The organism is Verrucomicrobiota bacterium (assembly GCA_037139415.1).
Classification (GTDB): domain Bacteria; phylum Verrucomicrobiota; class Verrucomicrobiia; order Limisphaerales; family Fontisphaeraceae; genus JBAXGN01.
Genome location: JBAXGN010000091.1, coordinates 16867 through 30116, shown reverse-complemented (window position 1 = coordinate 30116; position 13250 = coordinate 16867). Strand labels below are relative to the sequence as shown.

Annotated in this window: 12 protein-coding genes, 1 pseudogene and 1 riboswitch; of the genes and pseudogenes, 8 read left to right on the top strand and 5 right to left on the bottom strand. The window is 54.7% G+C overall.

Annotation, left to right across the window (positions count from 1 at the left end):
• Positions 1-121: 121 nt before the first annotated feature.
• From WCO56_16505 to WCO56_16485, 5 genes are all read right to left on the bottom strand, one after another.
• Positions 122-358, bottom strand: a complete 237-nt coding sequence (locus tag WCO56_16505) for a hypothetical protein (protein MEI7731177.1) — start codon at positions 356-358, stop codon at positions 122-124.
• Between the two features lie 174 nt (positions 359-532).
• The gene (locus tag WCO56_16500; GenBank protein ID MEI7731176.1) at positions 533-1102 is read right to left on the bottom strand and encodes a hypothetical protein; all 570 of its coding nucleotides are present in this window, start codon (positions 1100-1102) and stop codon (positions 533-535) included.
• Positions 1099-2493, bottom strand: a complete 1395-nt coding sequence (locus tag WCO56_16495; protein MEI7731175.1) for an HD domain-containing protein — start codon at positions 2491-2493, stop codon at positions 1099-1101. Before WCO56_16495 ends, WCO56_16500 begins: the two co-directional genes overlap by 4 nt.
• Before the next feature lie 350 nt (positions 2494-2843).
• A complete protein-coding gene (locus tag WCO56_16490) occupies positions 2844-4775 on the bottom strand; it encodes a sulfatase (GenBank protein ID MEI7731174.1) in 1932 nt (643 codons plus the stop codon).
• Positions 4776-4830: 55 nt separating this feature from the next.
• Complete coding sequence (locus WCO56_16485; GenBank protein ID MEI7731173.1) at positions 4831-5988, bottom strand: ATP-binding protein; 1158 nt, start codon at positions 5986-5988, stop codon at positions 4831-4833.
• A gap of 245 nt (positions 5989-6233) precedes the next feature.
• Between WCO56_16485 and WCO56_16480 the strand changes: the two genes are divergently transcribed.
• The 8 genes and pseudogenes from WCO56_16480 to WCO56_16445 all read left to right on the top strand — a co-directional run bounded on the left by WCO56_16480 (position 6234) and on the right by WCO56_16445 (position 13232).
• Complete coding sequence (locus tag WCO56_16480) at positions 6234-6983, top strand: AAA family ATPase (GenBank protein ID MEI7731172.1); 750 nt, start codon at positions 6234-6236, stop codon at positions 6981-6983.
• A 93-nt stretch (positions 6984-7076) separates the two neighbouring features.
• Positions 7077-7240: riboswitch (cyclic di-AMP (ydaO/yuaA leader) on the top strand.
• A 176-nt stretch (positions 7241-7416) separates the two neighbouring features.
• A complete protein-coding gene (locus tag WCO56_16475; GenBank protein ID MEI7731171.1) occupies positions 7417-8754 on the top strand; it encodes an SPFH domain-containing protein in 1338 nt (445 codons plus the stop codon).
• A 263-nt stretch (positions 8755-9017) separates the two neighbouring features.
• A complete protein-coding gene (locus WCO56_16470) occupies positions 9018-9254 on the top strand; it encodes a DUF6364 family protein (protein MEI7731170.1) in 237 nt (78 codons plus the stop codon).
• The gene (locus WCO56_16465) at positions 9251-9667 is read left to right on the top strand and encodes a PIN domain-containing protein (protein MEI7731169.1); all 417 of its coding nucleotides are present in this window, start codon (positions 9251-9253) and stop codon (positions 9665-9667) included. The genes WCO56_16470 and WCO56_16465 overlap by 4 nt, the downstream gene beginning before the upstream one ends.
• Before the next feature lie 208 nt (positions 9668-9875).
• Positions 9876-10550, top strand: a complete 675-nt coding sequence (locus WCO56_16460; protein ID MEI7731168.1) for an SAM-dependent DNA methyltransferase — start codon at positions 9876-9878, stop codon at positions 10548-10550.
• A pseudogene (gene rhuM / locus WCO56_16455) lies at positions 10547-10945 on the top strand (RhuM family protein). The gene WCO56_16460 and the pseudogene rhuM overlap by 4 nt, the downstream one beginning before the upstream one ends.
• Positions 10946-11046: 101 nt before the next feature.
• Entirely contained in the window at positions 11047-11496 is a 450-nt protein-coding gene (tnpA, locus tag WCO56_16450) for an IS200/IS605 family transposase (GenBank protein MEI7731167.1), read from the top strand.
• A gap of 149 nt (positions 11497-11645) precedes the next feature.
• Positions 11646-13232, top strand: coding sequence for an Eco57I restriction-modification methylase domain-containing protein (locus WCO56_16445; GenBank protein ID MEI7731166.1), 1587 nt, complete (start codon positions 11646-11648; stop codon positions 13230-13232).
• Positions 13233-13250 lie beyond the last annotated feature (18 nt).

The following is a 13250-nucleotide window of genomic DNA, read 5'->3' as shown; positions in this document are numbered from 1 at the left end:
CTCAGCTTTTTGAAGTAACGAACTGGCAGGTTGCGGTAACTCCGCAACCTGCTAGCGTGTTTTTCACCCAGATGGTCGCGGGGCGCGAGCTTTCTGGCTGGCGAATGGTGGCCTCACGGGATTATTTCCCAGGTCTCGGAGCTGGCAAGAGTTGGTTCGCCATATTGGCGAGGTCCTTGTATGCCTCGGCGAAGGCGGCGGCATTGATGTCATCCATGGCATTGGGAGCGACCGTTTCAATCAGGGCCAACCGGCTCAGAATTAACGGCAAATCCTGTGGCCCCGGATGCTTGGGGTCTGAAAGACCATCCTCGTTCAAGTCCTCGATCAAATCCTTCCGCTCATTGGCCGACAACACCGGATCATTTCATAGTTCGACGAGAATTTGCATCACGCGGTTTGCGCGGAATATTTATTGTCGACCAAGCGACCAAGTGGCTTCGGCCACCAAAAGTGTGGAGCCCTTGCCAAAAAGGTGGAAACGTCTTTCATGAAAAGATAAGGGATACAGCCTCCATGAAATGCGAGCATGTCATGCGGCTTTTCTCGGAGCTTTGACTAGCCCCAACGAGACCAGGTAACCACAGGCTTTTGAAATCTGCGGTTCTGTCACCTGCCAAGAGAATTTGCGCGCCTTGTCAGCAATTTCAGCCGTTGAAAGCATGTCAGACTCAGATTGTTTCAGAATAAAATACGCTTTAGCTGCAATACTGAGATCCTCATAGCCCAAATCGCCTGCCTCTACAATCCGTAAGGCAATTTGGCGTAACTTATTAGAATCATTCGGGAATTCCTTTTTTAGCCACTGAACAGCATTCTTCCCTGTTTCAGTAAGCGTGTAATCACAACGCTTTTTCTCAAAACCACTGCTGTCGGCTCCACCGTACCTAAGGCATGATTCAGCAACAAGGCCCTGAACTTTAAGCGTAACCAGCTCTGATGCAATGAGATTGGAATAAGGGCCATAATAGTGGGCGTTAAATCCCCATTCCTGTTTCAAATATTGAGCCATGAAGAAGAGTCGTTTCTGGAGCATGGTTTTTCCAGAGACGATTCCGCCAAAGGCATCCAACGACAATAAAATAACACTACGAACTTTCATGATGATTTTCCTCCATTCTTAGATTTTTGGTGATTATTCGGGAAAATATCAGCCAAAAGCTGCACCAGGAACTTTTTGGCATTGTTTTCCATATCACTGCGCACTATACGTGACAAGCCGTCCAATGGTGCGTAGCACTCTACAAATTCTTCCTTCCCTTTTTCATCAATCGAGTGAAAGAGACTTGAAGCATCTTCAAAGATCGTCGGGGAAGGCAAGGTATGGATGGGAATAGAGCGTTCGGAATTTCTTGATTGTTTCCTAGCAGATTCAATGGAATAATGATGGACAATAACATGATCAGCGCTGAGTTTAATACCCATTTTTTCTTTCAACCAAACGGCCATCCCCTTTTCCATCTCTCCCCGTTTCTTCAGGAATTCCTCGGCTGAGGCAATCTGAGCGTTACCCGAGATATCATTCAAGGAAACTTGGCAGACGCGCTTATACAGTTGACGGTGGACCAAACGCCTAAAAAATTGCCCTGCATTAGTTTTTGAGTATTCCTCTTTCAACAACTCTTGGGTGAGGCGTGAATCGTCCCAAGTCAAATAGTTCTCGATATAATCCGGAGTGGATTTGTACACGTACAACTTTTCCAAGAACGGTAAATGATCTTTGACCACTCCTAGAACCAGCGCACGCGTAAGCATCTGGTCCGTTATCAGGCGAACCTTATGACGATAAACCTGGGTAGTAAGATAATACTTGGCGAGGACAAACTGCTCAATCACATGAATGCCAGATGGCTCGACCATCAAAACCTTTTGGTCCACGTCTTCGACTGGCGTAAGCACGTTATGAAGATGGGCTATATCAAAGCGACCGTATTGCACGCCGCAATAATGGCTATCGCGCAATAAATAATCTTGCTTATCCGCATCCACTGGCCCGGAAATGATGGCTTTGTGAACTGAATCCTTGAGTCCATCATTAAGAAGGTCGGTGATATTTTGGCGTTCGCCTTTAGTGAGCGTTTTATCAAAACCTTGATGCGTAAGAATGATGTCACGAGTAATCAATTCATGAATTTTATCCTGCTGTTTCGCCAACTTAGCGAGATTGGTTCTAGCCACTATCTTGAGAACTGATTCGGAGACATGGGAGAAAGGGCCATGCCCAACATCATGAAGCAGGGCAGCGAGGCGAATGGTTGGAGAATAGCGCTCTTCAATCTGTAACCGGTCGCACATCATATTAGCAATATGCAACACACCCAAGGTGTGGTCAAACCGTGTATGAACGGCACCCGGATACACCAGCGAAGCCATAGCTAACTGGCGAACACGACGCAGCCGCTGAAGTGCGGGAGTATCAAGTAGAGCAGATTCCTCGGCGGTGAGCGCCACAAAACCATGGACTGTATCCCGAATACGGCGATCGATCTTCATTCAAACTAATAAAACTATTAATTTCTGGAACGTTTCATGCTATCGCTAACACTACGGTAAAGGAGCATTGCTTTTGGCTCACTGTTTTTTGGGGTTACCCTACGCCACCTCCATGGGGATTCAAGTATGAATTTTATTAGGGCGGAGATTTGGGTGGCTAAACAGAAAACCGGCCAATTATTGTGCATAGCGAACCTAAAATAATCCCGATGCCCCTCCTTCCCACCCAGCGGGTGATTCCCAGCAATGTAAAAACACTGATACTGTGGCAAACAGACAAAACTAATTTTATTGGCATTATACGACCATTTTTTTAGGCTTCATATAAACGTCATCCCAGTCGGTCTCTTTTACGGATTGGTCGTAACCTTCAGGTTTTCGATCGTCCCTTGAAACAGGGTTTTGCCGTCATAATCGCCGACGGTGACCTTATCGTCATGACCCACGCAGAAATTTTCCTGGGGCTGGCGGGCGATCAGGCTTTCGGCCTTGCCTGTCGCCACGAGCTTACCGTTCAGCGAAAGGGTCATGGTGCCGTCTTTGGTCAGTTGGGCGACCATGGCCAGACGGCCAGATGGAGTTTCGCTGGCGGTGAGATTGACCTTGGTTTTGGCGCCAGAATGTACGGTGAACATGACCTTCCCCTCCTTAAGGTAGAGCGCATAGCCAACCGCCGAACCACCGTGAGCAATGATCACCCCGTTTTTTGCTTTCGGTTCCACGTCGCAGGTGATGGTGATCGGGCGATTCGCGATTTGCAGAGCTTCCTCGGCATCCAGCACGTCGCCGATTTTCAGCGCTTCGAGTGCGGTGGAGGCATGAGCCCCTTTGGCCGCCGCCGCCTTCCCCTTACCTTTTCTGGCTTTGGGCACATCGTCGGAGGGATACAGCAGCACGGGATTTTCCACCTGGCCTGCCAGGCGGACCTCGGGACCGGGTTTGCCATCGCCCAATTCAGCGGCCATTTTGGCGGCAAGGTCCTGCAATCGTTTCACAATGTCCGGGTGCGCGGACGCCAGGTTGGTGCGTTCGCCGATATCGGAATCAAGGTTGTAGAGGCGGAGCCCCGGTTTGGCGGCATCGGAATCGGCTTTTTTCAGCCCCATGCCTTCGGCTTGCGGACTGAGAGCGAGTTTCCAAGAACGAACGCGAACCGCTTCGAGTTTGTAGCCATGATAATAATAATGCGCCTCGCGCTGGGATTCCTTGCTGGTGCCAAACAACAAGGGGGAAAAATCGCGGCCATCAATCTTGCGATCGGTCGGCACGGAGCCACCGGCAAGCTTCACGAAGGTGGGCAGGAAATCAATATTGCCCGCCACGGCATCGCAGACGGTGCCGGGAACAATGCGGCCCGGCCACCAGGCGAGCGTGGGTTCGCGTACGCCGCCTTCCCAAGTGCTGCCTTTGCCACCGCGCAACGGTCCGGCTTCACCGGCGTCCGCGCCCTTGACCAGCCAGGGGCCGTTGTCGCTGCTGAAAACCACCAGCGTGTTGGAGTCCAGCTTGAGTTCACGCAAAGTATCAAGCACCCGGCCAACGCTCCAATCCACTTCCTCGACCCAGTCGCCATAGCGGCCATTTTTGGATTTGTCCTTGAACTTGTCACCGGGATGAATCGGCACATGCACGGCGGTGTGCGGCAGGTAGAGATAAAACGGGCGGGACTGATTTTCGCGGATAAACTTCAATGCCTCCTCCGTGTAACGCTCCGTCAACTGGTCCTGGTCCGGACCCGTGAGGAGTTCAATGACTTTCTCGTCGCGCATCAGCGGCACGACCTTTTCTCCCTTTTGAGTGGAATGCTTGTTCATGTCGTTGGAGTAAGGCAGGCCGAAATAATGATCAAATCCGTGGCGGGTGGGCAGGAACTCCGGTTGATCGCCAAGGTGCCATTTGCCGATGATCATGGTGGCGTAGCCTTGGGCCTTTAACAGTTCGGCGGTGGTGTGCTCGGCGGCGTTAATCCCGTTGCGGCTGGCGGGTGGAAACACGCCCGGAATGGAAACACGCTGGCCGTAGCAGCCGGTGTTGACCTGGGCACGGGAGACGGAGCAGACCGGGGCGGCATAAAAGCTGGTGAATTTCATGCCCTGTTGCGCCATGCGATCCAGGTTGGGTGTGCGGTTCTTGGTCGAACCAAACGGCCCGATGTCGCCATAACCAATGTCGTCAATAAAGATCAGGACGATGTTGGGCGTGCTGGCGGCGTGCGCGGAGGGGCTTGAAAACAAGCCCACGAGCAACCCAAGGGCGATGGTATAAAAAGGCGGTGCGTTCATGGACGCCAGAGTGGACGTGAGCTGCGGATTTGACAATGAGAAATGGTGGGGCAGTTCAGGCCAGAAAAGCGTGGATTGGTACCGCCCATAGCTTATTCCCCAGCGGCACTATTTCCGTTCCCTGATAAGCGACAATGCCACCACAGCAGTTGGGAGTGATGGACTGAAACATTTCCAGACATCGCCAATCACTTGGGGAAAGACGGCTGGCCGCCTTGACTTCAATGGCCAGCACTCGGCGCTTATGTTCAAGCACCAAGTCCACCTCGTAACGCCCCTGCTCATTCCAATAGTGAAACTGCACGCCGTTCAGCCAAGGATCCAAAGTGGCCCGTAGCTGCTGCAATAGGTAATTTTCCAGGAGTGCGCCCCGCAATGGTTCGGCTGAATGGTCATGGAGATCGGTTATCCCGGCTAAAAATGCAGCCAGACCTGAATCCGCAAAATATAATTTAGGTGCCTTGACCAGTCGCGAAGTGCGATTACCAAAAAACGGGGGTAGCCGCTGAATTACCATCAGAGCCTCCAGCAAATCCAGATGGCTGCGGGTGGTGGATTCCGGCAAGTGAGCATCACGTCCCAGGTTACTGACATTCAGTATCCCGCCAATGCGCAAGGCCGATAACCGCAAGAGACGCCGGAAACTCGATAAGTTTTCCACGCGCCGCAAATCCCGGACATCCCGTTCCAAATAGGTTTTTTCAAAACCTTCAAACCACAGATTGGCATCCAAAGCGGGATTCAAGGCTATTTCCGGAAAACCTCCACGCAGAATTTCACTCTCAGTCACCGGCGGGATAACCACCTTTGGCCACTGGCCAGTCTCAAGAAACTGAACCAACGCAGGTGTTTCGCTGACATTTCCAAAAAGCTCGCGGCGATTTAGCGGATGCAATTGAACATAAATGGCCCGACCAGCAAGGCTGTCAGCAACTTGTTTCATCAACAGCAAATTGGCCGAACCGGTCAGAATAAAACGTCCGGGACGGCGCTCTTGATCCACCGAACGTTTGACGGGCAGGAATATATCTGGCACTCGTTGCACCTCATCCAAAGCCAGTGCCGATGCGGTTGCCAATAATTGCTGCGGATTGCTGCGCGCCTGTTCAAGCGTATTCAAATCGTCCAGTGTACGATAGCTACGGTTGTCAGATGCAATCGGGTCCAGTTGCAATAACGTGCTTTTTCCCGTTTGACGCAGGCCGCTAATCACGACTACAGGGAATTGCAGCAACACCTTCGCGAGGAATCGGCCAACTTCACGTTTTCGATACTGTGTCATGATTCGCATTATAACTGCGAAAGTTTCGCAATGCAAATGCGAATCTTGACACTTTTATGCAATAGTTTGTTAATAAGGATGTTATACTTGTGATAAAAACCCAAAAAAGGCTCGTAATTTCATGGAAATCGCTTAATTTCGCTACTGATGGCACGATAGAATGATGATGGGTTACCATGATTTCAAAGCAATATATCGCCGAAATTTGTCTAAAGCGGGAAGCCGTGGAGTCGTTTGACCGGTATCCGTTTTCGCTACCGGCGGTGCGACCGCTGGATCGTCTGGAACTACATCCGGCGGTCACGTTCTTTGTGGGAGAAAATGGGTCGGGCAAATCCACGCTGATGGAGGCCATTGCGGTGGCCTGCGGGTTCAATGCCGAAGGGGGCTCCAAGAATTTCCAATTTGGAACGCGCAGCTCCCACTCGGAGTTGCATCGCTACCTGCGCATCTCGCGAGGCATCACCCGGCCGCGTGACGGCTTTTTTCTGCGGGCGGAAAGTTTTTTCAATGTGGCGACGGAAATTGAGCGGCTGGATGCTGAACCGGGAGGCGGGCCGCCGATTGGCCCTGCCTACGGGAAACACTCATTGCACGAGCAATCGCACGGGGAATCTTTTCTTGCGCTGCTGGTCAACCGTTTTCGCGGTGAAGGGTTGTACCTGCTGGATGAACCGGAGGCGGCACTTTCACCCCGCCGCCAGCTCTCCGTGATCACGCGCATTCACGACTTGGTCGAGGAAAAATCCCAGTTCATCATCGCCACCCATTCGCCAATTTTGATGGCGTACCCGAACGCCACCATCTACGCCTTTTCCACCAAGGGCATCGAGCGGGTTGCTTATGAAGAGACTGAACATTACCGGGTCACACGTGATTTCCTGTCCAACCCACAGCGCATGTTACAGGTGTTGATGGCGCAATAGGGCAGGATTATCTATCAGGATTACCCTGATTATCAGTCACTTCCAGAGGCACCTATTGACAAGTTTGTCCTCATGTGCGATAGGTGCCATGTCTGAAGTATGCAGCCGAAGTCGGACCGCCTTCCTGCGGGACGACACGGGGGAACCAAATGCCACCTTGGAACGGTGGTTGGGGCGAACGGAGTTGTGAACCAACTCCCAGGTCACTTCCAGGACCGAGCCCGTCAGCTAACCTCGCAGGCAATTGGAAGGGCGATCCTCTAGGGCCACAGGTCGTGGCACCATCTGATCTCCCCGTAAGTAACAACACGTTGTGTCCGTGTGCCCCGGCATGCGGGTGCTGGTGTCTTGATGACGGGACTTTCATCCCGGCATAAAGGCCGCTGCCCCGTTGTACCTAGCACCGGAGACGACGCACAGATGGAGTCTGATTATGAAACGTATCCTGTTATTCGCGTTGGTAGCCGCCACGATTTCAACGGCGGAAATGTACTGGCTCAGCCGCTCGCAAACCGCGCCTTACACGGCGCTGGCGTTGCAGCAATTCAACCCGCGCGCCGACGCCAGCGGCGGAATGCGATTGGCCGAGGCATGGCGTGACGGGATGCACGTTCTGGCCCTGCTGGCCATCCTGACCACAGGCTGGTTGTGCTTTGCGCCATGGTTGCGGCACGCCTGGGAACGGGCACGGGCGCACATGGCCCGCAGCAAAACCACCGCCCTGTTGACAGTGCTGGTGCTGCCGTTATTCGGCGGATGCGTGAAGCCTTATGACCGGCCGGAATATGTGGAGATTGACACGTCCGACACGGGCTTTCTGATTCCGCTGGAGGGCGACACCACGCAACAGGCGCGGTTTGAATCCGAGGAATACCTCAAGCAACGCAAGGTGGCCGCCAAGCGGGTGCAAATCACGCACCGGTGGTCCCAGGAAGGCCGGCTCAGCCATGATGGCCGCTGGATTGCCACGGTGCGACTGGTGAAGGTCAACCGTTCCCCCATCACGCGGGAATGGACCACCACGCAGACGACCGGCAGCGGCACGGCGGCACAGCGCACGGACAAGGCCATCTGGATCGAGAGTGCCGACAGCGTGGGCTTCAGCATGGGATTCACGTGTACGGCATTCGTCAGCGAGGATGATGCGTCGCGCTTCCTGTACTGGTACCCGAGCGGGACACTGGCCGAAGTGATGGATCACGAAGTGCGGGGACGCATCCAACAGGCGGCCGCGGAAGTGGCGGCACGGTATCCACTGGACAGCCTGCGCTCGAAAAAACAGGAGATCGCCGATGCGGTGAAAAAGGATGTGACCAACTTTTTCCAGGCGCGCGGGGTAACCATCACCACGGCAGGAATGTTTGGCGGGATGACTTATGAGAACCCGGAAATCCAGAAGTCCATTGACCAGACCTTTATTGCCCAGCAACTGAAGGTGGTCAGCGAAGCGAAATTTGAGGCGCAGAAGCGCGAGAACGACCGCATCGAACTCGAAGCGCAGGCGCAAGCGGAGAAAGCGCGACGCGAAGCCATGGGATTGGCAGATGCCCGCCGTACCGCCGCCACCGCCGAGGCTCAGGCCATCCGGGAGATCAGCCAGGCGGCTGAGGAAGCCAGCAGCAACCCCATCCTCATGCAACTCAAGGCCATGGAAGTGGAAAAGGCGCGGGTGGAAAAATGGGATGGCCATTACCCGTCCTGGTATTGGGGCAACGGGAAAGAGTCGGCCAACGTGATGCTGCAAGTGCCCGTGCCGGAACTTCGCAAGTAACCGTAATTGCCACTGTTGGGTGGTGATTTTGAAAACCCTCCTCTCCGGAGCAAACCGGAGGGGAGGGGAGGTTATCGTCGAACCCATCTCCAAACTGATAGCCGGATTCACCATTGCAGAGTGCGCAGAGCAAAAAAGGGCAGATTTACGCAGCGCCCAGGTTCACCAAACACGCGTGAGCCATTCTTCCCCCAACTTCGCACTTTCCTTCCGGCTGTCGCCGTGTTATCTTGGCTTTGCGAGACAGAACGAAAGCCTGAGCTATGCCAGCAGCGACACTAACAGTGACCTTGCCCGCCGAGGACATTGAGTTTCTCGAGGGATATGCCCGACAGCACGGCCTGACCGTGGCCGAAGCCCTTGGCCAGACGGTGCGGCGTCTGCATACCCGCGTCCGTCCCGTCATCCACCCGGAGGTGGCAGCCATCACCGGACTGGTTCCGCCGGACCTCGACGCCAAGGCCGAATACCGCCAACATTTGCTCGATAAGCACCGATGAAAGTCTTGCTCGACCTCAACGTCGTGCTGGATGTCGTCCAAAACCGGCTGCCCTACTACCAGGATTCGGCGGAGGTGCTGAGCTTGGCCCGCCTCGGGGAAATCGAAGCCTTGCTCCCCAGTCACGCGTTGACCACCCTCTACTACATCCTGGCCAAAGCGTCCGCCAAGCCCAAAGCTGACCAAATCATTGATTGGATGCTGGCTCATTTCGATGTCGCCGTAGCCGATAAAGCGGTGTTCCGTCGCGCCCGCCAATTGGCCCTCCCGGACTTTGAGGATGCCGTCGTTGCCAGCCTGGCCGAGGCCGGCCATTGCGATTACATCATCACCCGCAACGTGGCCGACTTCGCCGGTTCGCCTGTGGCGGCCGTCACACCGACCAACTTTCTCTCCACCCGTTCCCAACCGTAACCGCCTTTGTCCTTGCTGCCTTGTCCCTCTCCCGTTAAGGTCATTACCGAAGTAACTAACCCGGCTAGGCACCTTTAACACGGGTGGTCGGACGGTGAAGATATATGGCAGCAAGCAGGTCATCGGTTAGTGCAGCAACGCCAAATCCGCGCGAATATCCGGCGGTTATGTGCCTTGTTCTGCCCAGCCCAGTTTTCTCATTTGCCCTATGAGCCTGGTGAAGTCCAAACAACGGGTCGCCGACCACGGGGAGGTCTTCACTCCAGCCTGGCTGGTCGAGGCCATGCTTGATCTTGTAAAGAGCGAGACGGAGCGGATTGACTCACGCTTCTTGGAGTCGGCATGCGGGGATGGCAACTTCCTCGTGCAGATTCTGCGGCGGAAGCTTGCCGCTGTGGAACTCAAATACGGGCAGTCCGATTTCGAGCGACGCCACTACGCGCTGCTTGGCTTGATGTGTATTTACGGCATCGAACTGTTACCAGACAACATCGCTGAGTGCCGCGCCAACCTGCTCGAAATCTTTGCCGAGTATCTGAACCTCGCTCCGGCGAACGACCTGTATCACGCCGCCTTCTACGTGCTTTCGCAAAACCTCGTCCACGGCGACGCATTGACGATGCGCGCCCAAGGCAACCTGCCGATCACTTTCGCCGAGTGGGGTTATCTGGGCAAAGGCCGGTTCCAGCGGCGTGACTTCCGGTTCGATAGCCTCACTCAATCATCCGCCTACAGTGCCGAGGGTTCGCTCTTTGCCCACCTTGGCAAACACGAGATTTTCACGCCGGCCAAAACCTATCCGCCCATGACCGTGGGTGAATTGGCCGCCGTGGCACTGGAGGCCGCTGAAGTTTCGCTTGCCAACCGGAGGGCGGCGCCATGAGCAAAAGCAAACCCACACCAGACGGTCGCGCCAAAAAGAGCACCGCCGTCTCCCTGGTTCGCTCTTCGGCGGCGGAATACCTGACCTTTGTGGCGGCCAGCGGCCAGGGTGGCGTCGAAGCCGTTTACGCCGATGAAAATATCTGGCTCACCCAGAAGATGATGGGGCTGCTTTACGATGTAGATGTCAGGACGATCAGCTACCACCTGCAAAAGGTGTTTATTGACCATGAGTTGGAGGCAGATTCAGTTATCCAATATTTTCGGATAACTGCCGCTGACGGCAAATCCTACGACACCCAGCACTACAACCTCGCCGCCATCATCGCCGTTGGCTACAAGGTCAACTCCGAACGCGCCGTGCAGTTCCGCAAATGGGCCTCCGGCATCATTGATCCCGTCACAGCGCCAACGGCGCGGCCCAAGCCCAGCCCAGGGCAACGCCCTGGGAATCCAAACCGCAACCCCAAACCAGCCCTGAAAGGGCGGCCCAACCCATGCCTCAATCCCTCGCGCGTCTCCACGTCCATCTCATCTTCAGCACCAAACATCGCGAGCGCCTCATCACTGACGCCGTTCGTGATTCCCTGCACGCCTACATGGCCGTGCTCCAAAACCTTGGCTGCGCGCCCGTGCTTATCAACTCCGTGGCCGATCATGTCCACATCCTTTTTGAACTTGCCCGCACGGTCTCGGTCAGCCAGGCGGTGGAAGAGGTCAAAAAAACCTCTTCCAAATGGATTAAAACGCAGGGAATGGAATTGGGTTCTTTCGCGTGGCAGGCGGGTTACGGGGCGTTTGCCGTCAGCGAATCCAACGTGCCATCCGTCCGCGATTACATCGCCCGCCAGCCGGAACACCACCGGCGCAAATCGTTCCAGGAGGAATACCGTGCGTTTTTGGAACGCCACGGCGTGGTGTTCGATGAACGGTATGTGTGGGATTGAACGGCGCGTTGGGCCGCCCCTTCAGGGCTGGTGGATTTTGTTTGTCCCGGTTCCCAGGGCGTTGCCCTGGGCTGGCATGGGTCAGGCCTTTGGCCTGCAACTTCGGAGTTCGGGCTTAATTGGCCACGGCAGGCAGGAGACGAGAAACCATGAATGAACAAGCGTCATTCACCCTGCGCGGCCGCAACCCGGATGTATTGACGTGCATCGCGAATCTCTCCAATGATGAGGTGTTCACGCCGCCCGAGTTCGCGAACCGGATGCTGGACACGCTGACCGAGGCGTGGGCGGCGAACAACAATGGCGCAAATATATGGGCGGACAAGACGGTGAAGTTCCTGGATCCCTGCACAAAATCCGGGGTGTTCCTGCGCGAGATCACCAACCGCCTCACCAAGGGATTGGAGGGCGAGATTCCCGTTCTCCAGAAGCGCGTGAACCACATCCTGACAAAGCAGGTGTTCGGCATCGGCATCACGCAAATCACCAGCCTGCTGGCGCGCCGGAGTGTGTATTGCTCCAAGCACGCCAAAGGTGAGCACTCCATCGCCAAATCTTTCACCAGCGATGATGGGAATATCTGGTTTCAGCGCATGGAACACACCTGGGATGGGGACAAGTGCGAGTATTGTGGGGCCGGACGATCCGTTTTTGATCGGGCCAAAGGCCTTGAAACCCACGCCTACGCGTTCATTCACACCGACAACATCAAGACTCGGCTCGCCGAGATATTTGGAGGCAACATGCAATTCGACGTTATCATCGGAAATCCACCGTATCAAATGAAGGGTGGTGCAGGCGGTTCGAGCGACTCCTCGATCTACCACCTTTTTGTAGAGCAGGCGCTGAAGCTCGACCCGCGCTTCCTGAGCATGGTGATCCCGTCAAGGTGGCTGGCCGGTGGACGCGGCATGGACGAGTTCCGAAAGTCCATGCTTACCGGCGGACACATCAGCCACCTTGTTGATTACACGAAGATGTCCACTGCATTTCCGGGCGTAGATTTTGAAGGTGGGGTTGGTTACTTCTTATGGGACGGAAATCATCAAGGCGACTGCAAATATAGTCTCGTGCTTGGAGACGAACAGCAGCAGCCTGTTGCTCGCAAGCTGGATGAGTTCGACATCTTCGTGCGAGACACGCGTGCGGTTAGCATTTTGAAGAAAGTTCAACGCTTGAATGAACTTTCGGTGGCAGACCTCGTGAGCGGAGACACGCCATTCGGGCTCGCCACGAACTTCGAGGATTTCGAGGAGAAGCCCTTCAAGAGCGCCATCAAGTTACACGTGTCCGTTAACCAGAAGCGCGTAGTCGGCTGGATAAAAGATTCATCAGTCACAAAAAACAGGCATCTCATTCCCGTTTGGAAATTGCTTCTCCCGAAAGCATACGGAGAGCGTGGAGCGATCCCTGCGAACGTCCTTGGTCCTAGGGTTGTCGCTGGCCCACACTCTGTCTGCACTCAGACTTACGTCGTTGCCGGGCCTTTCTCATCCGAGACAGAGGCGGTGAGTTGCGACGCATATCTTCGCACTCGATTTGCGCGCTTTCTCATTTCGTTGCGGAAGATTACGCAAGATTTGCCGCGGGGAACGTATTCATGGCTTCCGCAGCAGCAGTGGAGTCGCAAATGGACAGACGCTCTCCTCTATCAAAAATACAAGCTCACGAAGGATGAAATCGCCTTCATTGAGTCAATGATCCGCCCAATGGCCGAAGGCGACAGCGATGAGTAAACCCATCGAAGAAATTCT

Coding starts and splice junctions, on each gene's coding strand:
- WCO56_16500 (MEI7731176.1), bottom strand. CDS start 1,102: ATGAAAGTTCGTAGTGTTATTTTATTGTCGTTGGATGCCTTTGGCGGA.
- WCO56_16495 (MEI7731175.1), bottom strand. CDS start 2,493: ATGAAGATCGATCGCCGTATTCGGGATACAGTCCATGGTTTTGTGGCG.
- WCO56_16490 (MEI7731174.1), bottom strand. CDS start 4,775: ATGAACGCACCGCCTTTTTATACCATCGCCCTTGGGTTGCTCGTGGGC.
- WCO56_16480 (MEI7731172.1), top strand. CDS start 6,234: ATGATTTCAAAGCAATATATCGCCGAAATTTGTCTAAAGCGGGAAGCC.
- WCO56_16475 (MEI7731171.1), top strand. CDS start 7,417: ATGAAACGTATCCTGTTATTCGCGTTGGTAGCCGCCACGATTTCAACG.
- WCO56_16470 (MEI7731170.1), top strand. CDS start 9,018: ATGCCAGCAGCGACACTAACAGTGACCTTGCCCGCCGAGGACATTGAG.
- WCO56_16465 (MEI7731169.1), top strand. CDS start 9,251: ATGAAAGTCTTGCTCGACCTCAACGTCGTGCTGGATGTCGTCCAAAAC.
- WCO56_16460 (MEI7731168.1), top strand. CDS start 9,876: ATGAGCCTGGTGAAGTCCAAACAACGGGTCGCCGACCACGGGGAGGTC.
- tnpA (MEI7731167.1), top strand. CDS start 11,047: ATGCCTCAATCCCTCGCGCGTCTCCACGTCCATCTCATCTTCAGCACC.
- WCO56_16445 (MEI7731166.1), top strand. CDS start 11,646: ATGAATGAACAAGCGTCATTCACCCTGCGCGGCCGCAACCCGGATGTA.